The 24,405-nt window shown below is 64.0% G+C and carries 19 protein-coding genes; 11 read left to right on the forward strand and 8 right to left on the reverse strand.

All coding sequences use genetic code 11. From position 1 onward, the window contains the following. Window positions 1-22: 22 nt before the first annotated feature. Window positions 23-1,267, reverse strand: a complete 1,245-nt coding sequence (locus tag ABIB80_RS13440) for an efflux RND transporter periplasmic adaptor subunit (protein WP_219684889.1) — start codon at window positions 1,265-1,267, stop codon at window positions 23-25. Window positions 1,268-1,412: 145 nt separating this feature from the next. Continuing rightward, the gene (locus ABIB80_RS13445; RefSeq protein ID WP_354127641.1) at window positions 1,413-2,825 is read right to left on the reverse strand and encodes a CoA transferase; all 1,413 of its coding nucleotides are present in this window, start codon (window positions 2,823-2,825) and stop codon (window positions 1,413-1,415) included. Window positions 2,826-2,879: 54 nt separating this feature from the next. On the opposite strand from ABIB80_RS13445, the gene ABIB80_RS13450 reads away from it, so the two are divergent. Beyond that, window positions 2,880-3,167: a hypothetical protein gene (locus ABIB80_RS13450; protein ID WP_007593600.1), complete on the forward strand. Its 288-nt coding sequence runs from the start codon at window positions 2,880-2,882 to the stop codon at window positions 3,165-3,167. A 228-nt stretch (window positions 3,168-3,395) separates the two neighbouring features. After that, window positions 3,396-4,166: an SDR family NAD(P)-dependent oxidoreductase gene (locus ABIB80_RS13455; protein ID WP_007593601.1), complete on the forward strand. Its 771-nt coding sequence runs from the start codon at window positions 3,396-3,398 to the stop codon at window positions 4,164-4,166. 252 nt (window positions 4,167-4,418) lie between these two features. Here ABIB80_RS13455 and ABIB80_RS13460 read toward each other — a convergent pair whose 3' ends face one another. Genes ABIB80_RS13460 through ABIB80_RS13470 form a run of 3 tightly spaced genes read right to left on the reverse strand, consistent with a single transcriptional unit; the run spans window position 4,419 to window position 10,061 of the window. After that, window positions 4,419-7,787, reverse strand: a complete 3,369-nt coding sequence (locus ABIB80_RS13460; RefSeq protein WP_354127642.1) for an error-prone DNA polymerase — start codon at window positions 7,785-7,787, stop codon at window positions 4,419-4,421. Then, on the reverse strand, window positions 7,784-9,376 hold the full coding sequence (locus ABIB80_RS13465) for a Y-family DNA polymerase (protein WP_354127643.1): 1,593 nt from the start codon (window positions 9,374-9,376) through the stop codon (window positions 7,784-7,786). The genes ABIB80_RS13460 and ABIB80_RS13465 overlap by 4 nt, the downstream gene beginning before the upstream one ends. Then, the gene (locus ABIB80_RS13470; RefSeq protein ID WP_354127644.1) at window positions 9,273-10,061 is read right to left on the reverse strand and encodes an ImuA family protein; all 789 of its coding nucleotides are present in this window, start codon (window positions 10,059-10,061) and stop codon (window positions 9,273-9,275) included. The genes ABIB80_RS13465 and ABIB80_RS13470 overlap by 104 nt, the downstream gene beginning before the upstream one ends. A gap of 162 nt (window positions 10,062-10,223) precedes the next feature. On the opposite strand from ABIB80_RS13470, the gene ABIB80_RS13475 reads away from it, so the two are divergent. The 3 genes from ABIB80_RS13475 to ABIB80_RS13485 all read left to right on the forward strand — a co-directional run bounded on the left by ABIB80_RS13475 (window position 10,224) and on the right by ABIB80_RS13485 (window position 14,625). Beyond that, window positions 10,224-11,456: a putative DNA modification/repair radical SAM protein gene (locus ABIB80_RS13475; protein WP_219684817.1), complete on the forward strand. Its 1,233-nt coding sequence runs from the start codon at window positions 10,224-10,226 to the stop codon at window positions 11,454-11,456. After that, window positions 11,456-12,898 carry a UdgX family uracil-DNA binding protein gene (locus tag ABIB80_RS13480; protein ID WP_354127645.1) on the forward strand — a complete coding sequence of 481 codons (1,443 nt, stop codon included), beginning with the start codon at window positions 11,456-11,458 and terminating at the stop codon, window positions 12,896-12,898. Before ABIB80_RS13475 ends, ABIB80_RS13480 begins: the two co-directional genes overlap by 1 nt. Window positions 12,899-12,996: 98 nt before the next feature. Beyond that, window positions 12,997-14,625 carry an inorganic phosphate transporter gene (locus ABIB80_RS13485; RefSeq protein ID WP_007593607.1) on the forward strand — a complete coding sequence of 543 codons (1,629 nt, stop codon included), beginning with the start codon at window positions 12,997-12,999 and terminating at the stop codon, window positions 14,623-14,625. A gap of 170 nt (window positions 14,626-14,795) precedes the next feature. Here the strand turns inward: ABIB80_RS13485 and ABIB80_RS13490 are convergent, their stop codons facing one another. Continuing rightward, the gene (locus ABIB80_RS13490) at window positions 14,796-15,968 is read right to left on the reverse strand and encodes a M20 aminoacylase family protein (RefSeq protein ID WP_007593608.1); all 1,173 of its coding nucleotides are present in this window, start codon (window positions 15,966-15,968) and stop codon (window positions 14,796-14,798) included. A 227-nt stretch (window positions 15,969-16,195) separates the two neighbouring features. Further along, window positions 16,196-17,365 carry a M20 aminoacylase family protein gene (locus ABIB80_RS13495; RefSeq protein ID WP_007593609.1) on the reverse strand — a complete coding sequence of 390 codons (1,170 nt, stop codon included), beginning with the start codon at window positions 17,363-17,365 and terminating at the stop codon, window positions 16,196-16,198. A 201-nt stretch (window positions 17,366-17,566) separates the two neighbouring features. Here ABIB80_RS13495 and ABIB80_RS13500 point away from each other — a divergent pair, with 201 nt between their 5' ends. The 6 genes from ABIB80_RS13500 to ABIB80_RS13525 all read left to right on the forward strand — a co-directional run bounded on the left by ABIB80_RS13500 (window position 17,567) and on the right by ABIB80_RS13525 (window position 22,814). Then, complete coding sequence (locus ABIB80_RS13500) at window positions 17,567-19,186, forward strand: GMC family oxidoreductase (protein ID WP_354127646.1); 1,620 nt, start codon at window positions 17,567-17,569, stop codon at window positions 19,184-19,186. A gap of 186 nt (window positions 19,187-19,372) precedes the next feature. Beyond that, on the forward strand, window positions 19,373-20,317 hold the full coding sequence (locus ABIB80_RS13505; protein WP_007593611.1) for a metallophosphoesterase family protein: 945 nt from the start codon (window positions 19,373-19,375) through the stop codon (window positions 20,315-20,317). A gap of 23 nt (window positions 20,318-20,340) precedes the next feature. Further along, window positions 20,341-20,664 (forward strand): cupredoxin domain-containing protein, encoded by a 324-nt coding sequence (locus ABIB80_RS13510; RefSeq protein WP_354127647.1) that lies wholly within the window; start codon window positions 20,341-20,343, stop codon window positions 20,662-20,664. Between the two features lie 157 nt (window positions 20,665-20,821). Further along, a complete protein-coding gene (locus ABIB80_RS13515) occupies window positions 20,822-21,370 on the forward strand; it encodes a sigma-70 family RNA polymerase sigma factor (protein ID WP_007608103.1) in 549 nt (182 codons plus the stop codon). After that, a complete protein-coding gene (locus ABIB80_RS13520) occupies window positions 21,367-22,134 on the forward strand; it encodes an anti-sigma factor family protein (RefSeq protein WP_007593614.1) in 768 nt (255 codons plus the stop codon). The genes ABIB80_RS13515 and ABIB80_RS13520 overlap by 4 nt, the downstream gene beginning before the upstream one ends. Before the next feature lie 161 nt (window positions 22,135-22,295). Then, window positions 22,296-22,814: a hypothetical protein gene (locus tag ABIB80_RS13525; protein ID WP_354127648.1), complete on the forward strand. Its 519-nt coding sequence runs from the start codon at window positions 22,296-22,298 to the stop codon at window positions 22,812-22,814. 73 nt (window positions 22,815-22,887) lie between these two features. Here ABIB80_RS13525 and hpnO read toward each other — a convergent pair whose 3' ends face one another. Then, window positions 22,888-24,279, reverse strand: a complete 1,392-nt coding sequence (gene hpnO / locus ABIB80_RS13530; protein WP_026233264.1) for an aminobacteriohopanetriol synthase HpnO — start codon at window positions 24,277-24,279, stop codon at window positions 22,888-22,890. Between the last annotated feature and the right edge of the window lie 126 nt (window positions 24,280-24,405).

The raw sequence follows: 24,405 nt of genomic DNA on the forward strand, positions 1-24,405 counted from the left end.
TTGTCTTTTTCCGGCCCGTCAATCAGCTGCCGGACGCGGCGCGGTCGATGAACAGGCTGCCTTTGGTGACCACCTGCTCGCCGGGCTTCAGATTGCTGGTGACCTCGACGAGATTGCCATTGATGAGACCGATCTTGATCTCGCGCAGCTCGACCGACTTGTCCTCGCGTGCGACCCAGAGGCGGACCTTGTCGGCTTCGTAGATCAAGGCCTGCTTTGGTACCGCCGGCGCGGCGCGGTCGCCGGACGAATAGATCGTGACGTTGGCGAACATCTCCGGCTTCAGCAGACCGTCCTTGTTGTCGATGGTGGCGCGGACCAGCAGGCGGCGGGTGTTCGGATCGATCGCGGCGGCGACATAGTTGACCTTGGCGGTCAAGGGGCGGCCCGGCAGCGCCATCACGTTGACGGTGATGTCCTGCCCGATGCACACGGCAGCCGCATCGCTCTCGCGCACGAAGGCGGTGAGCCAGACCGAGGAGAGGTCGCCGACCACGAAGACCGGATCGCTGGCGCCCGAATTAACGTACTGGCCAGGGCCGATCTTACGCTGCACGACCGTGCCCGCGATCGGCGAATAGATCGTGACTTCCGGATTGATGACGCCCTTGTCCTGGAACGCCTTGATGGTCTCGTCGGTGAAGCCGAGGATCCGCAGCTTGTTGCGCGCGGCTTCCAGCGCGGTCGCCGAGGAGCGCATGTCGTTCTGCGCCTGAACCTGGGTCGCTTCCGCCTGCTGATAATCCTTCAGGGGGATGGCATGGCCCTCGTAGAGGTCCTTGGCGCGCTTGAACTGGATGTCGGCAAGATCGATCGCCGACTTCGCCTTGTTCTGCGAGCTCATCGCCGCAATGAAATCGTTCTGGGCCTGCACGGTGTCGGCGGCCTCGATTGTGAACAGCGGTTGACCTTGCTTCAGCACCTCGCCGGGCTTGGCGAGCAGCTTGGTCACCCGGCCCGCATAGGGCGAGAACACCGGCGTCGAACGGTCCTCGTCGACTGCGACCTTGCCCTCGGTGACATACTCGGCGCGGAAGGTCTTGGCCTTGACCGGCTCGATCGTCAGCGTCGCCCATTCCGACGGCGTCGGCGTGAAGTTCTGCGCACTCCTGCGCGACTGGCTGGAGATCTCGGAGTGGCTCTTCTCCTTGGCTCCCGCATAGAGGAAGCCGTAGGCCCCGGCACCGGCAAGAGCTAGTAAAACTACGGATGTAATCACCCGTTGTTTTGTAAGCACCTGCAATCGCTTGGTATTTTCAACTACCATGGGGCCCGGTCATGTCTGCGATGATACCGGCGGATGCCCGCCTCATCGGTCGCGCTAATAGTGCCGAATTGTGATTTCAAACAACCTAAAAAACGCCGGGCGCCTTTCGGTTTGCGTTAAAAATTTGCGACACGTCAGCTTCACGTCAGCTTGTCACCGGCCACTCTGCCGGATGACTGCCGAGCGGCATCGCCGGACGGCTCCATCGCGCCGGCGTCTTCGACAGCAGCGCTGAATGGCGCACCGCCTTCAACATGCCGAAGCCAGAAGGCATGCTCTCGATGAATGCAGCATGTACGGCCTCGCCCGTAATATCCGGGGTGTTCAGGCCATTTTCGAGCCGTCCGAGATTCCAGAGCCAGCGCCCGGTCTGCGTCAGCGACACGCGCACGTGCCAGCTGCCGCCTTCGCGGGCCTGGCGGGCCTTGGCCATCATCGCGCCGAACGCCATCAGATAACCGGTGGCGTGGTCGAGCATCTGCGCCGGCAATTCCTTCGGTCCATCGATGCCGGCAGCCTGTCCCTCGGCATGGTTGAAGCCGATCGTGGTCTGCACCAGCGAATCGAAGCCGCGCCGTTCCGCCCAGGGACCGGCATGGCCATAGGCCGACAGCGTCACGTAGACGATGCCGGGATTGATTTTCGCCGCGTCCTCCGGCGTAAAGCCGAGAGCGGCGAGCGCGCGCGGCCGATAGCCTTGCGAGAAGATGTCGGCGTCCTTCAACAGCGCGCGCATCTGCACTCTGCCGGCCTCGCTCTTCAGCTCGATGAAGGTTGTGAGCTTGCCGCGGCCGGTGTCGATGGTCAGCCACGGAATGGCCGGCAGCGCGGGGCCTGACACGAGCAGCACATCCGCGCCGTGCGCGGCAAGCGTGCGGCCGGCGACGGGGCCCGCGATAACGCGCGAGAGATCGAGCACGCGCAGACCTGCGAGCGGGCGATCGCCTTTTGGCGGTCGTTGCGGCCACGGCTTTGGCGGGGCCTCGCCGATCTTCTCGATCGAAACCAGCGGCAATTCAGCGAGCGCGCGGGCCTGCGGCAGCGTCGACCATTCGTCGTAGGAGCGCATCAGGGCAACGACGCCGCCCGCAGCGTAGGCCGCGGTCTCGAAATCTTCGCCTTTCCATTGCATCAATGCGGCCTGCACCTTCTCGCGCTCGGGCTCGGAGCCGAGGACCTTGCAGACGGCGTCGCGATGATGCGGAAAATTGGTGTGGCAGCGGACGAAGCGGTTGTCGCCGGTTCTGTAGACGCCGGCGATGGCGTCCCAGGCCGGCGGCGGCGGCCTGTCGTCGACGCGCAAGTAGCGCTCGGAGCGGCATTCGGCGACGGCATGGCGCAGGTCGACGCTAACGTCCTGCGCCTCGCCGCTGCGCAATCTCCAGATTTCGGCGGCAGCAAGGCCGGCGGCTGCGATCGTCGTTTGGCCGGCAATTGCGACGCGAAACGAGGACGGGATTTGCGGCTCTTCGCCCGTCAGCCGCACGTGGGCAAGCGCGGCGGCGTCACCGCCGGCGGAGGTCCAGATGCCACTGAGAATTTCGGTGGGGCTTTGCATGACCCTTCTCTCCCCTTAGTTTGCGATCATCGCATTAGCACACAAGGACATGCAATGGCCGCCATCGATCCCCTCACCGCAGGCGCCGTGTTCATCGCAACGGCAGCCACCGACGCGGTCTATGTCATGTTCACCTCGGCGGTGATCGCGCGCAAGCGCGTGCCCGCGGCGAACTGGAGCGCGGTCTGGTACATGCTCTCCTCCTACGCCGTGATCAGCTACACCGAAAATGCGTTCTATGTGGCTTTCGCGGCGATCGGCTCCTGGGCCGGCGCCTACGTCTCACTGACATTCCTGCACCGCCCGCCCGGCGGCCCACCGGTGGGCGCGGCACCGGAGTGAGGGTGATCGATTTGAACGACGCAATCAAACGCACGCAGGATGTCGTCCTGGCGAAAGCCAGGACCCATTACCCCGGTCGAATGTTGTTGAAATGCGCGTTGGCCACAACATCGCACAGCAACGAGGGTTTGTGGTAATGGGTCCTGGCTTTCGCCAGGACGACATTGGAGAGGCACCCCGCTTTGTTCGCAACGACAGCGCGCGACCAACAACAAGGAAAACCAAACAATGGATCTCGGTCTCAAAGGCAAGAACGCCGTCGTACTCGGCGGCACGCGCGGCATCGGGCGGGCGATTGCGGCGACGCTGGCCGGCGAAGGCAGCAATGTCGCGGTGTGCGCGCGCAACGCCGATCAGGTTGCCGCCACCGTGACGGAGTTGAAGGCCAGCGGGATCCGCGCGACCGGCGGCCCGGTCGATGTCACCGACGGCGCGGCGCTGAAATCCTGGATCGAGAGCGCGGCAAAAGAGCTTGGCGGCATCGACATGCTGTTCTCCAACGCGGGCGCGATGGCGCAAGGCCATGATGCCGCGTCGTGGGAACAGAATTTTCGGCTCGACCTGCTCGGCGCCGTGCATGCGTTCGACGCCGCGCGGCCGTTCCTCGAGGCCAGCGGTGCGAGCAGCGGTGACGCCGCCTTCGTGATCATCTCATCGATCTCCGCGGCGCAAGCGGACACGGCGAGCTCCTACGGCCCGATCAAGGCGGCATTGATCCACATGGCCAAGGGACTGGCGCGGCAATATGCGAAGAAGAAGATCCGCGTCAACGTGGTCTCGCCCGGCACGGTCTACTTCAAGGGCGGCGTCTGGAATACGATCGAGCAGAACATGCCCGAGCGCTACAATGATGCGATGAAGCGTAACCCCACCGGCCGCATGGCGACGCCGCAGGAAATCGCAAGCGCAGCGGTGTTTCTGGCAAGCCCGGTGTCGGGGTTCACCACGGGCTCGAATCTGGTGGTGGACGGCGCGATCTCGAACCGGGTGAATTTTTGAGGCCACGCTGTCATCGCCCGACTTGACCGGGCGATCCAGTATTCCGATGCGACAGAAGTTGAATCGTGAAGCCGCGGCGTACTGGATACCCCGCCTCCGCCGGGTATGACACCGCGAGTGTGACACGCGCGCGTCGCAACAAACTCGTCATTGCGAGCGCAGCGAAGCAATCCAGTATCTCTCCGCGGTGACAGTCTGGATTGCTTCGCTTTGCTCGCAATGACGGTGTGGCAGCAGATAGCGCTACATTCCTCAATGAAAATCCCGCGACGGCGGCAGGATGCGAACGTTGCGGGGGTGGCGAAGTTTTTGCGCGGGCGCATCCGTGTGGGCGCGGGGGTCGTCATTGAGCGGTTCGATCAGATCGGCGCCTGCCGGCACCGGATGCTTGCGGGTCAAGGCATCGTTGGCAAGCCCGATCAGGTCGTGTGAACGGTCGATCATGCGCTGGGCGATAAGGTGCGTCACCTTTTCTGGGCTGCTCTGGATGTAGCCCTCGACCAGGATGAGGCGCGCGCCCATTACCTCTTTCCGGTACTGCTCCATGATCTTCGGCCACACAACGACATTGGCGATGCCGGTTTCGTCCTCCAGTGTCATGAACACGACGCCGCTAGCGCTGCCCGGCCGCTGTCGTACCAGAACGACGCCGGCACAGCGAACGCGGCGCCGCTCGTTGTCATGATTGATGTCCTTGCAGGCGATGATGCGCTCGCGCGTAAACATCTCGCGCAAAAATTCCATCGGATGGCCTTTGAGCGAAAGGCGAATGGTTTGGTAGTCCGCGACCACCTGTTCGGCGCGCGGCATCACCGGCAATGGCCTGGCGTGCTCGTCCGGCTGCTCGCGCGCGGTAGCCACCTCGAACAGCGGCAGCGGCACGTCGTCGGGCAGGCGCCGCACCTGCCACAGCGCCTCGCGGCGGTCGAGCCCGAGCGAGCGGAACGCGTCGGCATCGGCGAGCAGGATCAACGCGCGCTTGGGCAGGCCGGTGTCGCGGGCGAAGTCTTCCAGCGAGGTGAAGGGCCGGCGGTTGCGGGCGGCGACGATGCGGTCGGCCCAGTCGGGCGCTCTCTCCACATGGTCATTCCGGGACGCGGCTCTTTTCAGCCTTTCCTCATCCTCGTCCAGCCAGTGGAAACCGTCGATCTGGCGGAAGCCGAGACGTACCGCGCAATACCCGCCATTTCCCTGCTCCAGCGTGCTCTGCGCAAAACTGTAGGACACATCGATCTCGCGCACCTCGACGCCGTTCTTGCGGGCATCGCCGACGATCTGCGCCGGCGCGTAGAAGCCCATCGGCTGCGAGTTCAGCAGACCACAGCAGAAGGCATCGGGATGATGATATTTCAGCCATGAAGATATGTAGACGAGTTGCGCGAAGCTTGCGGCATGGCTCTCCGGAAAACCGTAGGAGCCAAAGCCCTTGATCTGGTCGAAGCAGCTCCTGGCGAAGTTCGGATCGTAGCCGCGCGCGACCATGTTGCCGATCAGCTTCTCCTCGTATTGGCCGATGGTGCCGACATTGCGGAAGGTCGCCATGGAGCGGCGCAGGCCGTTGGCTTCCTCGGAGGTGAATTTTGCCGCCTCGATCGCGATGCGCATCGCTTGCTCCTGGAACAGCGGCACGCCCAATGTTTTGTGCAGCACATTGTAAAGTTCGTCCTTGTCGCCATGATCCGGTGACGGCGACGGATAACTCACTTTTTCCAGGCCGTTCCGCCGCCGCAAATACGGATGCACCATGTCGCCCTGGATCGGTCCCGGCCGCACGATCGCGACCTCAATGACGAGATCGTAGAAGGTCCGCGGCTTCAGGCGCGGCAGCATGTTCATCTGGGCGCGGCTCTCGACCTGGAACACGCCGAGCGACTCCCCATCGCACAGCATGTCGTAGACTTTGGAATCATCCTGCGGGACGCTCGCCAGCATCCAGCGTTCGCCCTTGTGCTGCTCGATCAGATCAAAGCACTTGCGGATGCAAGTCAGCATGCCCAGCGCGAGCACGTCGACCTTCATCATGCTGAGCGCGTCGACATCGTCCTTGTCCCATTCGATGAAGGTGCGATCATCCATCGCCGCATTGCCGATCGGCACATAGGTGTCGAGCCGGTCTTGCGTGAGCACATAGCCGCCGACATGTTGGGACAGATGACGCGGGAATTCGATCAACTCGGTCGCGAGCTCGACCGCGAGGTTGATCATGGAATTTTGCGGATCGAGGCCGGCCTGCCTGACCTGCATGTCGTTGAGGCCCTTGCCCCAGCTTCCCCACACCGTATCGGCGAGGGCCGCGGTGACGTCCTCGGTTAGGCCCAGCGCCTTGCCGACGTCGCGGATGGCGCTGCGCGGGCGATAATGAATGACGGTGGCGATGATCGCGGCGCGATGGCGGCCGTAACGCCGATAGACATATTGCATCACCTCCTCGCGCCGCGAATGCTCGAAATCGACGTCGATGTCGGGCGGCTCCAGCCGTTCCTTGGAGATGAATCGCTCGAACAGCAGATCGACCTTGGTCGGGTCGACCGAGGTGATGCCGAGCACGTAGCAGACCGCCGAATTCGCTGCCGATCCCCGCCCCTGGCACAAAATGTTCTGGCTGCGCGCGTAATGCACGATGTCGTGCACGGTGAGAAAGTAATGTGCGTATTTCAGTTCGGCGATCAGCGCGAGTTCTTTCTTCAGGGTGGCGCGCAGCTTGTCGTCGATCTTGCCGCCAAAATATTTGTCGACACCGGCCCAGGTCAGATCCTCCAGATGCCCTTGCGCGGTCTTGCCCCGCGGCACCGGCTCGTCCGGATACTGATATTTGAGCTGGTCGAGCGAGAAGGTGATCTTGTCCGCAAAGCGAATGGTCTCCGCGACAGCCTCAGGGAAATCGCGGAATAGCCGCGCCATCTCCCTGGGCGTCTTCAGAAACCGCTCGGCATTGCCTTCCAGCTTGCGGCCGACCGCCTCGATCGTGGTTTTTTCCCGGATGCAGGTCAGCACGTCCTGGAGGGGACGGCGCGCGGGGTGGTGATAGAGCACCTCGTTGGTCGCAAGCAGCGGCACTTTTGCTTTTGAGGCGAGATCATCGAGCTGCGCGAGGCGACGGCGGTCGTCGCCGCGATAGACCAGGCTCGCCGCCAGCCACACGCCCTCGGCCCGACTTGCCTTCAGCTTGGCGAGGATGTCCTGCGCTTGCGCTGCATCGAAGCGATGCGGCAGCGTCAGGATCAGGAGCTGGCCTTCGGAAAACGCAAGGAGATCAGCGAAGGTGAGATGGCATTCGCCCTTCGCGATCCGAGTGATGTCGTCGCCGCGCTTGCCCCTGGTGAGGAGCTGGCACAGCCGGCCGTAGGCGGCGCGGTCGCGCGGATAGACCAGGATATCGGGCGTACCATCGATGAAGACGATGCGCGCGCCGATCAGAAGTTTTGGCTTGTGCAGCACCTCGTCATTGTCGAGCTCCTTGTAGGCGCGCACCACGCCGGCGAGCGTGTTGTGGTCGGCGATGCCGATCACGGGAATGCCGAGTTTGCTGGCCTGATGCACATAGGCGCGCGGATCCGAGCCGCCGCGCAGGAAGGAAAAATTCGTGGTGATGCCGATCTCGGCATAAGCTGGCGTAGTCATGCGAAGAGACCGTGCACATACCAACCGGGAGGAACGGGCTTGCCGTCGCCGTCGAAGCACTCCCCCTCGTAAAGACCATCGCGAAAGATCCAGAAGCGCAGGCCTTCGGCATCCTCGATACGGAAATAATCCCGCGTCAGTTGCTTGCCGTCCTGCCGCCACCATTCCATGGCGATGCGCTCGGGGCCTTCCACCCGCACCACCGCATGCTGCGCGCGGCGCCAGGTGAATTGATGCGGCGGGCCGTCGGGCACGGTCGCGAACGGCACATTGATCGGCTCAGGCTTGTCGAACAGCCGCAACGGACGCAGCGGCGGCTCACTTTCAGTGCGCGCGGGCCATTCGGCCTGCATGGCCACGGCGAGATGATGCTGGGCAGGCGCCGCCAGCACCGCACATTCGGGGATATGGGTATCCTCAGGCAGGTGCACGACGACGCGCTTTCCGCCGATGCGCGCGGCGATGCGGTCGATCAGCGCAGCAAGCTCGTCATTGTCGTGGACATGGGCATCGAGATCGCGCTGCTCCTGCACCACGATCTCGGTGCGGCTTGCCGACAGCCGCACCATGTCGAAGCCGAAGCCGGGATCGAGCGGATCGGCGAGTGCATCGAGACGCTCGCGGAACAGCCGGTCGACGACCGCGCTCTGCGTCACGGGACGTCCGGTCTCGACCATGATCGCACGCACTGCGCCGTCGGTACGGAAGAAGGTGGCCTCAAGCCGGCGCGCGCCCTTGCCCTGCTTCTCCATCGACGCGATCAACGTGTCCGCCAGGCGCGACAGCGTCATCGCGATCATGGTGTCGGTCGCGATCGGCTCGGCAAAGCGTTTCTCCACGATGTAATCGGGCAGCGGCTTTCGTGGATTGATCGGCGCATCGCCCTGCCCCAGCGCATGCGCGAGCAGTGTGGAGAATCGTGCACCAAACCGCGCCGTGATTTCGCTCGGCGTTCGCGAGGCCACATCCCCGATGGTCTTCAAGCCGGCGCGGCGCAGGCCGGTGGTGATGGCCTCACCCGCACCAAGCGCGGACACCGGAAACCGGCTGATTGCCGCCGCCTCCCCGTCATCGGCAACGATGCTACCGGATGCCTGCCGCGTCAGCGTGCGCGCGCAGACCGAGGTGCCGGCGACCGCCGCGCTGACGGCAAAGCCCTGGCGATCGAGGGCACGGACAAGGGTTTGCAACAGCGCAGCCTCGCCGCCGAACAGATGCGCGCAGCCGGTGATGTCGAGGAACAGCCCGTGCGGCGGATCGAGCGCCACCAGCGGCGTGAAGCGGTCGCACCAGTCGGCGATGTCGCCGATCGTCTTGGCATCGGCCACGGCATCGGCGTCGAACACCTTTAAATCAGGACACATCGCCCGGGCATTGGCCAGCGGCTGGCCGATATGCAGACCGAGGCGCTCGGCCGCCTCGTCCAGCGCATGGATCACCAGCGCGTTGCTGTCCTTGATGACGACAATGCTCGGATCATTGGTTCTACCCAGCCCGACGCCGTCGAAGAACCGCTGGATCCGGTCGATGGGCAGGCGCGGCAGCCACAGGCTGAGGATACGCCGACGATTCAGAGAACTGGCACTCATCACATTTCCATTCCATGATCCACCGGCCACACGGGCCATGACGATTGCGCAGGAGCTCGGCATCGAAGCGCGGCGCACCCCAGGCACTCCACATCGCGCCCGGCGGCGAATGCGCCGCGCGCAGCATCCACCTGGTCTCGGCGGTCGAGGGCAAAGGTTGCGCGGCCATCCGCAGCAGCAAGCCGGTGACACCGGAAGACTGCGCAGCCAATGTCAGCTTGCGGCTCGCTACGAGATCGAACTGCCTCGTCTCGCCCCAGAGCTCGAGCACGACGGCGCCCAGCGCGTCGCAGGCGAGTGCATCAGCCGACGTGCGCAGCGCGCTCTCCACGTCGGCGGCGCGCACCATCACCATGCGACGCGGATCGAGACCGATCTCGGCGAGCCCGCTCATCGACAGCGCGCCGGTTTCAATTTCCGAAAAATCCTGCCGCACCCACAGCAGCGGCTTGCGTGCCGTCACGCGCCCCGCAAGTCCCGTGACAAAGCCGGTCGCGGTCGCGCCCTGACGTCCCTCGCAAAACACCTCGTGGATTGCCGCGCGCGCGAGCCCGCCCTTTAGCGCGCTGTCGGCCTCGCGGTGGCCGAGCGCGACACGGTCGCGATGATGCACGACCTCCGCCGTCTCGATGCGCTCGATCTGGCCGCGCAAGGCTGCAAGCGCGCTTGTTCGTGCGCCGCTCATATACGCCGCTCCTCAAGGGTGATTGCCGGTGGCTCTCAAAAAGAGAACCAGCGGCTAGCTCATTTGTTCATGATATGTTCTAATATAAAGCTAACGACGCCCCGGGAGTCAATCGAATTGGCGGGCCTTGGGATTCGTGAGCTGAATCAAAGGGATTCCAATATGGACGTGCAACGCAAGCTGGAAATCCTGGCGGACGCCGCCAAGTACGACGCGTCCTGCGCCTCCAGCGGCACCGAGAGGCGGGATTCCAGCGACGGCAAGGGCATGGGCTCGACCGCGCCCGGCATGGGTATCTGCCATTCCTACGCGCCGGACGGCCGCTGTATCTCGCTGCTCAAGGTGCTGCTGACCAACGCCTGCAATTACGACTGCCTCTATTGCGTCAACCGCGCCTCCTCCAACGTGCCACGTGCCCGCTTCACCATCGACGAAGTGATCAAGCTGACGCTCGACTTCTACCGGCGCAATTACATCGAAGGACTATTTCTCTCCTCCGGGATCATCCGTAACCCCGACTACACCATGGAGCAGGTGGTGAGCGTCGCGCGAAAACTGCGCGAGGAGCATCACTTCCGTGGCTACATCCATCTCAAGACTATTCCCGAGGCCGACGATGCATTGATCTCCGAGGCCGGCAAATATGCCGACCGTCTCTCCATCAACATCGAGATGCCGCAGGAGACGAGCCTGCAGCAATTCGCGCCCGAGAAGGACGTGCGCGCGATCCGCCGTACCATGGGCCGGCTGCGGCTGAAGCTGGACGAGGCCGAGGAAAGCCGCAGCGCGAAGACGAAAGCCAAGCCGCAACGCTTCGCGCCGGCCGGCCAAAGCACGCAGATGATCGTCGGCGCCGACGCGGCTTCCGACCACACCATCCTCCACACCAGTGCCAATCTCTACGGTTCATACAGGCTGAGGCGCGTCTATTATTCCGCGTTCAGCCCCATCCCCGATGCCAGCCGCGCGCTGCCTCTGCGCGCGCCGCCCTTGCTGCGCGAGCACCGTCTCTACCAGGCCGATTGGCTGATGCGGTTCTACGGCTTCGACGTCGGCGAGATCGTCGACGACAGCGCGATGCTGCCGCTCGACATCGATCCAAAGCTCGCCTGGGCGCTGCGTCACCGCGACCGCTTCCCGCTCGATGTCAACCGCGCCAGCCGCGAGGAATTGTTGCGCGTGCCGGGCTTCGGCACCAAGGCGGTCGAGCGCATCATCGCGGCGCGCCGCACGACCACGATCCGCGTCGCCGACCTCGCGCGGCTGCACGTGCCCCGCAACAAGGCGCTGCCGTTCATCGTCCTCAGCGATCACCGGCCCGCGCCGCACCGCCTCGACGAGGCACGGCTGATCGAACGGTTCAAGCCGGCAACACAACTGGGATTTGGCTTCTGATGCAGTACATCATCCTCGAAAACGAAACCGATTTCGATGGCTGGCGCAAAGCCGCGCGTAGCCTCGTGCTTCATCAAATGAAGCCGGGCGACATCACCTGGGCCGTGCGGGGCGGCGAAGCGGAGCTGTTCGCGCCGCCCTCGCCGTCTCCGCAGCCGGCCGGTGCCGATGGCACCTTCAACGTGCCTGCAAGATTCGTCGAGCTCGCCAAGGCCGCGATCCTGCATCGCGATCCTGAGCGTTTCGCGATCCTCTATCGCCTGCTGTTTCGGCTGAAGGACAATCACGACCTCATCGAGGTCGCGACCAATCCCGATGTCGCGCAAGTCACGGCCATGGCAAAGGCGGTCTACCGCGACGAGCACAAGATGCATGCCTTCGTGCGCTTCCGCGAGATCGGCAGGGAACGCGAAGCGCACTACGTTGCGTGGTTCGAGCCGGAGCATCACATCGTCGAGCTCGCCGCGCCGTTCTTCGCCAAGCGCTTTGCCGACATGCCCTGGTCGATCCTGACGCCGGATTTGTGCGCGCATTGGGATGGCCACGCTCTCTCCTTCACATCAGGCGTCAGCAAGAGCGAGGCGCCGAGCGAAGACCGGCTGGAGGAAACCTGGCGGCGCTACTACGCCAGCATCTTCAATCCGGCCCGCCTGAAGGTGAAGGCGATGCAAACGGAGATGCCGAAGAAATATTGGAGGAACCTGCCCGAGGCTTCGATCATTAAGCCCCTGATCGAGGACGCCGAACGCATGACCGGCGCCATGATCGCCAATGCCGCAACCGATCCGCACAAGCCTCAAAAGCGGCCGGAGGCTCCGATGAAACGCAAGACCGCCACCGACGATCTCGAAGCGCTCCGCGAGGAGGCCGCCCATTGCCGCGCCTGCCATCTCTACAAGGACGCGACCCAGACCGTGTTCGGCGAAGGCCCGAAGTCCGCCAATATCATGCTGGTCGGCGAACAGCCCGGCGACAAGGAAGACCTCGCCGGCCATCCCTTTGTCGGTCCGGCCGGCCAGATGCTCGACCGGGCGCTGCAGGAGGCCGGCGTCGACCGCAAGAAGGTCTATGTCACCAACGCGGTGAAGCACTTCAAATTCGTGCCGCGCGGCAAGATCCGTCTGCATCAAAAGCCGAATACGCCGGAGATAAAGGCCTGCCGACAGTGGTATGAGCGGGAGGTCTCCGTTATCCAGCCCGATCTCATCGTCGCGATGGGCGCGACCGCGGCGCAGAGCGTGTTCGGCAAAATCACCCCGATCGGAAAGAACCGCGGCCGGCTCATAGACCTGCCCGACGGCCGCAAGGCGCTGGTGACGGTGCACCCGTCCTATCTGCTGCGGTTGCCCGATCCGGAGGCCAAACTGCTGGAATATCACCGCTTTGTCGAAGATTTGAAGATCGCCGCCGGCTTACAGAAGAAAGCCGCGCGCGCCGCCTGAATACTGGCGGGAAAACGGCTTTCAGGCGCCGCCTGTCATCCAGCCTTCAAATCGATCGGGGACAATAGCCCTTACAGAAAGTTAAGGGGCGTCCAGACATGACCGATGTTGCATTCGACCGCGCGGTAGCCGATCCCGCGCCGATCCAGCCGGCCTCGCGGCCAAATCTCGACAAGGGCTTCAATCCGCTGACACTGATCCTGTTCTTCGGCATCCTCGCCGCGGGCCTGCTCTACGTGGCCTACAGCATCTATTCCGATGTCGATGCGACCGGCACCAGGGTCACGAGCTACCTGCCTTATATCCTCCTTATCGTTGCGCTCCTGATCGCGCTCGGCTTCGAATTCGTCAACGGTTTCCACGACACCGCCAACGCGGTAGCGACCGTCATCTACACCCACTCGCTGCCGGCCGAAGTCGCGGTGATGTGGTCGGGCTTCTTCAACTTCCTCGGCGTGCTGCTCTCGTCCGGCGCCGTCGCCTTCGGCATCGTTTCGCTGCTGCCGGTCGAGCTGATCCTGCAGGTCGGCTCCAGCGCCGGTTTCGCGATGGTGTTCGCGCTGCTGATCGCCGCGATCCTTTGGAACCTCGGCACCTGGTATTTCGGCCTGCCGGCCTCCTCCTCGCACACGCTGATCGGCTCGATCATCGGCGTCGGCGTTGCGAACGCGCTGATGCGCGGCCGCGACGGCACCTCGGGCGTGGACTGGGGCAAGGCCACGGAGATCGGCTATGCGCTCCTGCTGTCCCCGCTGGTCGGCTTCGTCTGCGCCGCCGGCCTGCTGCTGCTGCTCAAGCTGATGATCAAGAACCCGGCGCTCTATGCCGCTCCTGAGGGTAACAAAGCCCCGCCGATCTGGATTCGCGGCCTGCTGATCCTGACCTGCACCGGCGTCAGCTTCGCCCACGGTTCGAACGACGGCCAGAAAGGCATGGGCCTGATCATGCTGATCCTGATCGGCACTGTGCCCACGGCCTATGCGCTCAATCGCGCATTGCCGGAGTCGCAGGTCGCCCAGTTCGCGAAGATTTCGGAAGCCGCCTCCAAGGTGATTGCGGCCAAGGGCGCCGGCCATGCGATCATCGGCGATCCCCGTCCTGCGGTGACGCAGTACGTCACCTCCCATCACATCAGCGAAGGCACCTATCCTTCGCTGGCAGTGCTGGTGAAGGATGTCGGCGAGCAGGTCGCGAAATACGGTTCGCTGAACAAGGTGCCGGCGGAAGTCGTCGGCAACACCCGCAACGACATGTACCTGACCTCGGAAGCGATCCGCTTCCTGATGAAGGACAAGGAAAACGACCTTAGCAAGGAAGAGGTCGCGACCTTGAACGCCTACAAGGGCGGGCTCGACAGCGCGACCAAGTTCATCCCGACCTGGGTGAAGGTTGCGGTCGCAATCGCGCTCGGCCTCGGCACCATGATCGGCTGGAAGCGCATCGTCGTGACCGTCGGTGAGAAGATCGGCAAGACCCATCTGACCTACGCGCAGGGTGCCTCCGCCGAGCTCGTCGCCGCCGCCACGATCGGCGCCGCCGACGTATTCGGCCTGCCGGTCTCGACCACCCACGTGCTGTCGTCCGGCGTCGCCGGCACCATGGCCGCGAACGGTTCGGGTCTCCAGGTCGCCACCATCAGGAACATGGTGATGGCCTGGGTGCTGACCCTGCCGGTCGCCATCCTGCTGTCGGGCACACTGTACGTGATCTTCTCGCGGATCTTCTGAAAGATCTCTCCACTCCCTCTCCCCGTTCTTACGGGGAGAGGGTTCGGGTGAGGGGCCGCTTCCGCGATCACGGTGAGAGACGGACTCGCGGAGAGTCCCCTCACCCGGAATTCAAGCTGCGCTTGAATTCCGACCTCTCCCAGCAAGCCGGGCGAGGTGAAGTAAGAGTCTTACGATGCCGCGAGCGCTTCCTCGACCAGCTTGACCCAGTACGACGTACCGTAAACGATCGCCTCGTCGTTGAAATCATAGGCGGGGTGATGCAGGCCGGCGCTGTCGCCATTGCCGCAGAAGATAAGGGCGCCGGGCCGCGCTTCCAGCATGTAGGCGAAGTCCTCGCCGGCCATTTGCGGCGGCATCTCGTACACTTTGGCGTCTCCGACGACCTGTTTGGCGATCCGACGCGCCACCTCGGTCGGTGCCGCGTGGTTGTTGGTCACGGGATAACTGTTGTTGTAGCGCAGGTCGATCTTGGCGCCACTGATCTGGGCCACGCCGGCCACGATTTCGCGCACGCGCTTCTCCACGAGCTTGCGCGCCTCCGCGGTCAGCACGCGGATCGTGCCTTTCAACTCCGCCGTTTGCGGAATGACGTTGCGGGTGTTGCCGGCGTGAAATTCGCAGATCGAGATGACGGCCGCGTCCAACGGATCGACGCTGCGCGCGACGATCGACTGCAGGGCCGTGATCACCTGCGCGCCGACCAGAACGGGATCGACGCATTTGTGCGGACGCGCCGCGTGGCCGCCGAGGCCCTCGATCCTAATGTCGACCGCATCGGTCGCCGCCATGATCGGGCCCTGCCGGATCGCGAACGCCCCGATCGGAATGCCGGGGGCGTTGTGCATGCCGTAGACCTGATCGATGGCGAAACGCTCCATGAGTCCATCCTTGACCATGGCCGCGCCGCCGGCACCGCCCTCCTCGGCGGGCTGAAAGATCACGATCGCATCGCCGGCGAAGTTGCGGGTCTCGGCCAGGTAACGGGCTGCACCCAGCAGCATCGCGGTGTGGCCGTCGTGGCCGCAGGCGTGCATCTTGCCCGGAATCTTCGAGGCGTAAGGCAGGCTGGTCTGCTCCTCGATCGGCAGCGCGTCCATGTCGGCGCGCAGACCGATCACCCTGATATCAGCGCTCGCCGGCCGCTTGCCCTTGATCACGCCGACGACGCCGGTCTGGCCGATGCCGGTCACGACCTCGTCGCAGCGGAAGTCGCGCAGGCAGTCTGCCACGAAGGCTGCGGTCCGGTGAACGTCGTACAGCAGCTCCGGATGCTGGTGAATGTCCCGCCGCCAGGTCTGGATGTCGGGTCGAAAGTCGACGACGCGGTTCACGACGGGCATGGCTTTCCTGGATCCTGACTGACACCTCCCTCGGTTGAGCAGGCAAGAGGGCTGGCAATTTCGACAGGCCCACCAGAAGGATATCTTTACAACGTAAAGATATCTAAGGGTCGGACAGGGGCATCGTCAAGCCAAATCTTGACAGTGTCAAAATTGAAATGGATGTGACGGATCAAGAAAAATGCCCGGGGCAAGCCCGGGCAACGAAGGGATGGACGGGAATGACCTCACGCCGCGAGTTGGCCCTCCACCAGCTTGACCCAGTACGACGTGCCGAAGACGATCGCCTCGTCGTCGAAATTGTAGGCGGGGTGATGCAGGCCGGCGCTGTCGCCGTTGCCGCAGAAGATGAAGGCGCCGGGGCGCGCTTCCAGCATATAGGCGAAATCCTCGCCGCCCATCAGCGGCGGCATCTCGAGCACATTGGCTTCGCCCGCAACTTGCTTGGCAATGCGCTTCGCCACCTCGGTCTCCGCGGCGTGATTGACCACTACCGGATAATTGCGCTGGTAGCGCAGGTCGATCTTGGCGCCGGTGATCTGCGCCACGCCCGCGACGACCTCGCGTACGCGCTTCTCGACCAGCTTGCGCACCTCCGGCGACAGCGTGCGGATGGTGCCCCTCAGTGTCGCGGTTTGTGGAATCACGTTGCGGGCATTGCCCGCGTGGAACTCGCAGATCGAGATCACGGCCGATTCCAGCGGATCGACGCTGCGCGCGACGATCGACTGCAGCGCCGTGATGACTTGCGCGCCGACCAGAACGGAATCGACACATTTGTGCGGCCGCGCGGCGTGGCCGCCGAGACCCTCGATCATGATATCGACCTCGTCGGTCGCCGCCATGATCGGACCCGGCCGGATCGCGAACGAGCCCACCGGAATGCCCGGACCGTTGTGCATGCCATAGACTTGCTCGATGCCGAAGCGCTCCATCAGGCCGTCCTTGACCATGGCCGCTCCACCCGCGCCGCCCTCCTCGGCCGGCTGGAAGATCACCACCGCATCGCCGGCGAAGTTGCGGGTCTCGGCGAGATAACGCGCAGCACCGAGCAGCATCGCGGTGTGGCCGTCATGGCCGCAGGCGTGCATCTTGCCGGGAGTCTTCGAAGCATAAGGCAGGTTGGTCTGCTCCTCGACCGGGAGCGCATCCATATCGGCGCGTAGGCCGATGGCCTTGAGGCCCTCGCCGGCCGGCTTGCTGCCCTTGATCACGCCGACCACGCCGGTCTGGCCGATGCCCGTCACGACCTCATCGCAGCCGAACTCGCGCAGGCGGTCCGCGACGAATGCTGCAGTGCGGTGGACGTCATAGAGCAGCTCCGGATGCTGGTGGATGTCCCGGCGCCAGGCCTGAATATCGGGTTGAAGGTCGGCGACGCGGTTCACGATGGGCATGGAGGGTCTCAAGCTTTGTTGAAAATGCAGGCCTGTCTACCATGCAAGCACCAGTCCACCCAACTGGCGCGGATCGGGGTGTAGCCCTGACTCACAGGCATGGCCGGACTTGTCCCGGCCATCCACGTCTGACTATTAGAACGGAAAGCTCGTGGATGCCTGGGACAAGCCAGGGCACGATTCCTGTTGGGTGGAAGAAGAATGCCAAGGCGGCTCGAAGGTGAGTTTGACTACATTGTCGTTGGGGCCGGCACGGCGGGCTGCATCGTCGCCAACCGGCTGTCGGCCGTTTCCAGCAATCGCGTCCTCGTCCTCGAAGCCGGCGGCGACGACAACTGGATCTGGTTCCACATTCCCGTCGGCTATCTCTTCGCCATCGGCAATCCGAGCTCGGACTGGATGTTCAGGACCGAGGCCGAGCCCGGCCTGAACGGCCGCTCGCTCGCCTATCCTCGTGGCAAGGTGATCGGCGGCTCTTCGGCGATCAACGCCATGATCTCGATGCGCGGGCAGGCCGCTGATTACGATCACTGGCGCCAGCTCGGCATGACCGGCTGGGGTTATGACGACGTGCTGCCGCTGTTCAAACGGCTCGAGGATCACTTCCTCGGCGCGAGCGAGCACCACGGCGCCGGCGGCGGCTGGCGCATCGAGGCGCCGCGGCTGTCCTGGGACATCCTCGATGCCGTGGGCGACGCGGCCGAGGAGATGGGCATCAAGCGCATCCCGGATTTCAATACCGGCGACAACGAAGGCACCAGCTATTTCCACGTCAATCAGAAGCGCGGCCGGCGCTGGTCGTCGGCGCGCGGCTTCCTCAAGCCGGTCCTGAACCGGCCCAATCTGCGGCTCGAAAAGCATGTGCTGGTTGATCGGCTGATCGTCGAACAGGGCCGCGCCGTCGGCGTGCGCTTCATCCAGAATGGCGAGATCGTCGAGGCGCGTGCGAGGCGCGAGGTGATCCTCTCGGCAGGCGCGATCGGCTCAGTGCAGGTGCTGCATCGCTCCGGCCTCGGGCCGGCCGACTGGCTGTCGCCGCTCGGCATCGACATCGTGATGGACAAGCCCGGCGTCGGCCGCAATTTACAGGATCATCTCCAGCAGCGCGCGATCTACAAGGTCGAGGGCGTGCGCACACTGAACGAGACCTATTACAACCTGCTTCGACGCGGCCTGATGGGCCTCGACTACGCCTTCCGTCGCCGCGGGCCGCTGACCATGGCGCCGTCGCAGCTCGGCATCTTCACCCGCTCCGACGCGACGCGCGCACGCGCCAACATCCAATTCCACGTCCAACCGCTGTCGCTCGACAAGTTCGGCGATCCTCTGCACCGCTTCCCCGCGATCACGGTGAGCGCCTGCAATCTCCAGCCGACATCGCGCGGCACCGTACGTCTGCGTTCGGCGGCGCCGGACGAGAAGCCGATCATCGCGCCGAATTATCTTTCAACGGATGACGACCGTCAGGTCGGCGCCGATGCCATCCGCACCACCCGCCGCCTGATGCAGCAGAAAGCGCTGGCAAAATACCGCCCGAGCGAATATCTGCCCGGCCCCTCCGTCGGCGACGACGATGCCTCGCTCGCGAAGGCCGCCGGCGACATCGGCACCACCATCTTCCATCCCGTCGGCACCGCGAAGATGGGCGCGGTGAGCGATCCGATGGCGGTGGTCGACGAACGCGTGCGCTTCTACGGTCTCGGCGGCCTTCGCATTGTCGATGCCTCGATCATGCCGACCATCACGTCGGGCAACACCAACACGCCGACTGCGATGATCGCCGAGAAAGGCGCGACGATGATCCTGGAGGATGCGAAGTGAATGCGTAGCCCGACGGGGCGTAGCGAAATCCGGGAGAGGACGCTCGATTGGTCCCGTATTCCGCTGCGCTCCATACGGGCTACGCGTCCAACCACCTCACGAAAACGTCATCGCGTCCGGGAATAACACCCCCGCTCCCCCAATCACCTCCCCGAAGCCCAATTCCGGGCGGAGTGGAGCTGCGCGATGAGCGGACACGATCACGGCGAGGACGGCTTAAGCCGCCGCAAGGTGTTGGAATGCATGACCTGGGCCGGCACCGGAGTGCTCTGGACCATCACTGGGGGCGTGCCGCGCTCGCTCGGCATCATCGATTCCGCGCAAGCTGCGACCGCGGCCGCGCCCGGAATGACCTTCCTCCAGATCAGCGACAGCCATGTCGGCTTCGACAAGCCGGCCAATCCCAACGCGCTCGGCACGCTCGAGGAAGCCATCAACAAGATCAACGCGATGCCGGTCAAGCCGTCGTTCATGATCCACACTGGCGACATCACGCATCTGTCGAAGGCCGCCGAATTCGACAATGCCGATCGCATCATCTCGCAGAGCAAGCTCGACGTGCATTACGTGCCCGGCGAGCATGACTTCCTCGACGAGGAGGTGAAATTCTATCGCGAGCGCTACGGCCGCGGCACAAAGGGCGCAGGCTGGTATTCGTTCGACGCTGGCGGCGTGCACTTCATCGGCCTCGTCAATGTCGTCGACCTCAAGGCCGGAGGCCTCGGCAATCTCGGCGCCGAGCAGCTCGCCTGGCTCGAGGACGATCTGCGCGGCAAGTCGAAATCGACGCCGATCGTGCTGTTCGCCCACATCCCGCTCTGGACGGTCTACCCCGAATGGGGCTGGGGCACCGAGGACGGCGCCCGCGCGCTGGAACAGGTGAAAGGCTTCGGTTCGGTCACCGTGCTGAACGGGCATATTCACCAGGTGATGCAGAAGGTCGAGGGCAACGTCACCTTTCACACCGCCCGCTCCACCGCCTTCCCGCAGCCGGCACCCGGGGCTGCCCCCTCGCCCGGACCGATGAAGGTCGAGGACGCAAAGCTCCGCGCGATGCTCGGCGTTGCCAGCATCAACTTCAAGCAGAACGAGCAGCGGCTCGCGATCATCGACACGCCGCTCCAGGGTTGATGCAGGGCTAACGGAAGCTGACAATGAAGACACTCAATCGCCGCGACTTCGGTGTCGCTTTGGCCGCGGCCATGCTGTTACCCGCCACAACCGCCCGTGCCGACGACATGGAGGTGCATATCGACAATTTCGTCTTCCAGCCGGCCGAGCTCAAGATCAAGGTCGGCACCACCGTGACCTGGACCAACCGGGACGACATCCCGCACACCGTGGTGTCGGCCGGCAAATTCAGGTCCAAGACCCTGGACACTGACGACAAGTTCTCGTTCACCTTCACCAATGCGGGCGACTACAAATATTTTTGTTCTCTGCACCCGCACATGACGGGGATGATCAAGGTTGAGTAACATCTCGAACCAAGGCATCAACGTCTTGCCCGGCCGGTGGTCCCACGCCGGCCGGGCTCGTGTGCCTTCGGTCACACACAGAGACAAAACGAACAGGGACGAGACGAACAGCGACGACACGACTCAACGCGCAGAACAAGAGGCAAAGCGAGGAGCGATGCCCGCTAACGACGATTTGCAGAAGGCGCAACGCTTCCGCGAGGCGGCGCTGCCCTATCTCGACGACGTCTACACGCTCGCGCGCTATCTCTTGCGTGACGCCTCCGATGCCGAGGACGCGGTGCAGGAGTGCTATCTGCGCGCTCTGAAGCATTTCGATAGCTATCGCGGGCCGGCGATGAAGCCCTGGCTGTTCGCGATCCTGCGTAACGTCTGCAATGCCGAATATGCACGCCGCGCACACAGGCACAGCGCGATCGAGGATACCCCCGGCGCTGCCGAGCAGACGCCGATCTGGCAAGAGACCGAGGCAAGCCCGGAAACCGAAGTGCTGCGCAGCCGCGATGCGGGCGCGATCCGCAAGCTGATCGACGCGCTCGCCGAACCGTTCAAGGAAACATTCGTGCTGCGGGAGATCAACAACCTGTCTTATCGTGAAATCGCAGAGGCCGTCGGTGCACCCGTCGGCACCGTGATGTCCCGCCTCGCCCGCGCCCGCGCCATGCTGCGCGCGGCCTGGACGGCGGATGAGGAGCAAGCAAGATGACCTGCGACGAAGCAAGAATCCTGCTTCACGCGCTGCTCGACAATGAGCTCGATGCCGGCCACGCGCGCGAGGTCGAAGCCCATATCGCCAGCTGCCCGGCCTGCGCTGCGGAGTTTTCGGCCCAACGCGACATGCAGCGCGTGCTTGCGGATGCCGATTTGCGCTACACCGCACCGGCGAGCCTGCGTGCGCGTATCGAGGCTTCGCTGCCGCAGCCGCAGCGTCAACAGCCGAGCCGCCGCTCCGTGCTGCGCGGCTTTGCGATGGGCTCGGCAGTCTCCGCGCTCGCCGCCTCCGGCGTCGTCGCATTGGTGCTGCGCCAGGACGACCAGCAGCGCATCCTGTCGGAGGTCGTCTCCGCGCATCTGCGCTCGCTCCAGGCCGGCCACCTCATCGACGTGGTCTCCACCGACCAGCACACGGTCAAGCCGTGGTTCAACGGCAAGCTCGACGTCGCCCCGCCCGTAATCGACCTCACCGCGCAAGGTTTTACGCTGGTCGGCGGCAGGCTCGACTATATCGACGCCCGTGCCATCGGCGCGGTCGTCTACAAGCGCCGGCAGCACGTGGTCAATCTGTTCGTGTCGCAGACATCGAACGCGGAATACCGCGCGCCCAAGACCGAAACCATGCAGGGCTTCAACTGCCGGCGCTGGGGCAATCGCGGCCTGAACTTCTGGGCCATCAGCGATCTCGGCGCCGACGAGCTCGCCGAGTTCGTCGAGAAGTTCGAGGCGGCGATGAAGGCCAATGTGGAGGGATAGCGGCGCATCCCGCAAGTCAGACTCACAACTTTTGATTGCGAGCTCGGGAGAGCGCTGCTAATTCAAGCGCCATGATGCGCCCTCTCCTTCTTGCCGCAGCGCTTGCCTGGACGATCGCCGCTTCCGGGCCGGCAGCAGCCCGCGACGGACTCGCCACCACGATGCGGGCCGTCCTCTACGAGGAAGACGTGAGCAACCCGAAGGGTGATCGCGCAGAAGGAAAGATCACTTGGCGGATAGAACCGACGACCGATGCCTCCGCACCATCAGGCGATGTTACGATACGCGGGAATGTCGAGGTGCCTTCGCGGAACCTGCAGATGACGCTCTCCATCCGGCGCAATTTCGACCCCGCACTACCAGCCACCCACACGGTGCAGATCGATTTCGCCCCGGACTTCGCCGCCGGCAGGATCAAACAGGTCATGGGCCTTCTGATGAAGGCCAACGAGCAGGCCAAGGGAGCGCCCATTGCCGCGCTGTCGGTGAAGGTCGACGACACGCATTTCCTGATCGGCCTGTCCGCTGTGCCGCAGGACGCGGCAAACAATTCGCTTCTGATCCGAAGTAGAGCCTGGATGGACATCCCGATCGTCTACGCGACGCAACGCCGCGCCATTCTTGCGGTCGAGAAGGACGGCAACGTCCTGGCGCTCTTCAATACGGTGTTTGCCCATTGAGGCGGGCACCTCCCGCGGCCCTCGATCACATCGAAGTGGCGAACAAGATTGAAGCCGCCTGAGCGCCTCGGCCTTACGCCGACCGCCGCACCGCGTTGTCGACCAGCGTCTTGCCGAGCGACCAGATCGCGCCGGGGACCTTGTGACTGCCGGCGATGACGTCGTCGAAAGCGCGCTCGATCCAGCCGCAATCTTCCTCGGTGATGGTGAGCGGCGGCAGAAGCTTGATGGTGTGGCTGCCATGGCCGGCGACCTGCGTGAGGATCTTGTGGTCCTTGAACAGCGGCACGGTGATGAGCTGGCAGAACAGGCCCTTATTGGCCGCCTCCAGCACGTTCCAGGACGCCCGCAGCCGCAGCGATTTGGGCGGGCCGAACTCGACGCCGATCATCAGGCCCTTGCCGCGGACTTCCTTCAACAGCTCGTAGCCGGGCACCATGCGCGTGAGCGCGAGGCGCAGCTCGGCACCGCGCTTGGCGGCGGACTCGATCAGCTTCTCGGACTCCATGATGTCAAGCGTGGCGATGCCCGCAGCCATCGCCAGGTCGTTCTTGGAGAAAGTTGAGCCGTGCACGACTGCACGGTCCATCTGGTTGAAGATCTTGTCGAAGATGCTCTTGCGCGTCAGCACCGCGCCGACCGGCACGTGGCCGCCGGACAGCGACTTCGAGAGCAGCACCATGTCGGGCTCGACGTTCCAGTGCTCGACCGCGAGGAAGCGGCCGGTGCGGCCCATGCCGGTCTGGATCTCGTCGGCGACGAACAGCGTCCCGTATTTCTTGCAGAGCGCAGCCGCACCCGGCAGGAACTCGTCGGTGGGCATGTTGACGCCCTTGCCCTGGATCGGCTCGACGACGAAGGCCGCCACCTCGCGCGAGGCCAGCGCCTTTTCAAGAGCGGCGAGATCGTTGAACGGGATCGAGGTGCAGCCCGGCAGCAACGGCTCGAAGCCGGTGCGGAAGTTCGAATCACCGGTCAGCGACAGCGCGCCATAGGTCAGGCCGTGATAGCCGTGGGCACAATAGACGATCCCCGGACGGCCGGTGGCGCCGCGGGCGAACTTGATCGCGGCTTCGACGCATTCGGCGCCGGAATTGGCGAAGAAGGCCTTGTCGAGATAGGGGACGTACTTCAAAAGCCGCTCAGCGAGCACGCCGGCAAGCACCGAGACGTCGAATTGGACGAGGTTCGGCAGGTCGGCATCGAGCACGCTCTTGAGCGCCTCACGCATGACAGGATGATTGCGCCCGATCGCAAACACGCCAAAGCCGGACAAGAGGTCGAGATAGCGCGCCCCGTCGCGGTCGTAGAGGTACTGCCCCTGCCCCTTCTGGAAGCCGACATCGTAGCCGATGGTCTTCAGAACCCGAACGAACTGCTCGTTCAGATGCCGATTATGCAGGGCGCTGCGCTGGGCCTGGCGGTCCGCGAACAGCTGAGACATGTCTGGATTTGGGCTGTGCATCCGCTACATACTTCGGTTGAGGGCCGTCTCGTCAACTGAAAACGGAACGTCGCTGAAAACGGTCTGTGCGGCCTTTTGCCCTTTTTCGGACCATCTTCGCAAGCAGAGCTTTAGACCATGTTGCAC

The organism is Bradyrhizobium sp. i1.15.2 (genome assembly GCF_040548425.1).
Classification (GTDB): domain Bacteria; phylum Pseudomonadota; class Alphaproteobacteria; order Rhizobiales; family Xanthobacteraceae; genus Bradyrhizobium; species Bradyrhizobium canariense.

Coding starts and splice junctions, on each gene's coding strand:
- ABIB80_RS13440 (WP_219684889.1), bottom strand. CDS start 1,267: ATGGTAGTTGAAAATACCAAGCGATTGCAGGTGCTTACAAAACAACGG.
- ABIB80_RS13445 (WP_354127641.1), bottom strand. CDS start 2,825: ATGCAAAGCCCCACCGAAATTCTCAGTGGCATCTGGACCTCCGCCGGC.
- ABIB80_RS13450 (WP_007593600.1), top strand. CDS start 2,880: ATGGCCGCCATCGATCCCCTCACCGCAGGCGCCGTGTTCATCGCAACG.
- ABIB80_RS13455 (WP_007593601.1), top strand. CDS start 3,396: ATGGATCTCGGTCTCAAAGGCAAGAACGCCGTCGTACTCGGCGGCACG.
- ABIB80_RS13460 (WP_354127642.1), bottom strand. CDS start 7,787: ATGACTACGCCAGCTTATGCCGAGATCGGCATCACCACGAATTTTTCC.
- ABIB80_RS13465 (WP_354127643.1), bottom strand. CDS start 9,376: ATGAGTGCCAGTTCTCTGAATCGTCGGCGTATCCTCAGCCTGTGGCTG.
- ABIB80_RS13470 (WP_354127644.1), bottom strand. CDS start 10,061: ATGAGCGGCGCACGAACAAGCGCGCTTGCAGCCTTGCGCGGCCAGATC.
- ABIB80_RS13475 (WP_219684817.1), top strand. CDS start 10,224: ATGGACGTGCAACGCAAGCTGGAAATCCTGGCGGACGCCGCCAAGTAC.
- ABIB80_RS13480 (WP_354127645.1), top strand. CDS start 11,456: ATGCAGTACATCATCCTCGAAAACGAAACCGATTTCGATGGCTGGCGC.
- ABIB80_RS13485 (WP_007593607.1), top strand. CDS start 12,997: ATGACCGATGTTGCATTCGACCGCGCGGTAGCCGATCCCGCGCCGATC.
- ABIB80_RS13490 (WP_007593608.1), bottom strand. CDS start 15,968: ATGCCCGTCGTGAACCGCGTCGTCGACTTTCGACCCGACATCCAGACC.
- ABIB80_RS13495 (WP_007593609.1), bottom strand. CDS start 17,365: ATGCCCATCGTGAACCGCGTCGCCGACCTTCAACCCGATATTCAGGCC.
- ABIB80_RS13500 (WP_354127646.1), top strand. CDS start 17,567: ATGCCAAGGCGGCTCGAAGGTGAGTTTGACTACATTGTCGTTGGGGCC.
- ABIB80_RS13505 (WP_007593611.1), top strand. CDS start 19,373: ATGAGCGGACACGATCACGGCGAGGACGGCTTAAGCCGCCGCAAGGTG.
- ABIB80_RS13510 (WP_354127647.1), top strand. CDS start 20,341: ATGAAGACACTCAATCGCCGCGACTTCGGTGTCGCTTTGGCCGCGGCC.
- ABIB80_RS13515 (WP_007608103.1), top strand. CDS start 20,822: ATGCCCGCTAACGACGATTTGCAGAAGGCGCAACGCTTCCGCGAGGCG.
- ABIB80_RS13520 (WP_007593614.1), top strand. CDS start 21,367: ATGACCTGCGACGAAGCAAGAATCCTGCTTCACGCGCTGCTCGACAAT.
- ABIB80_RS13525 (WP_354127648.1), top strand. CDS start 22,296: ATGCGGGCCGTCCTCTACGAGGAAGACGTGAGCAACCCGAAGGGTGAT.
- hpnO (WP_026233264.1), bottom strand. CDS start 24,279: ATGCACAGCCCAAATCCAGACATGTCTCAGCTGTTCGCGGACCGCCAG.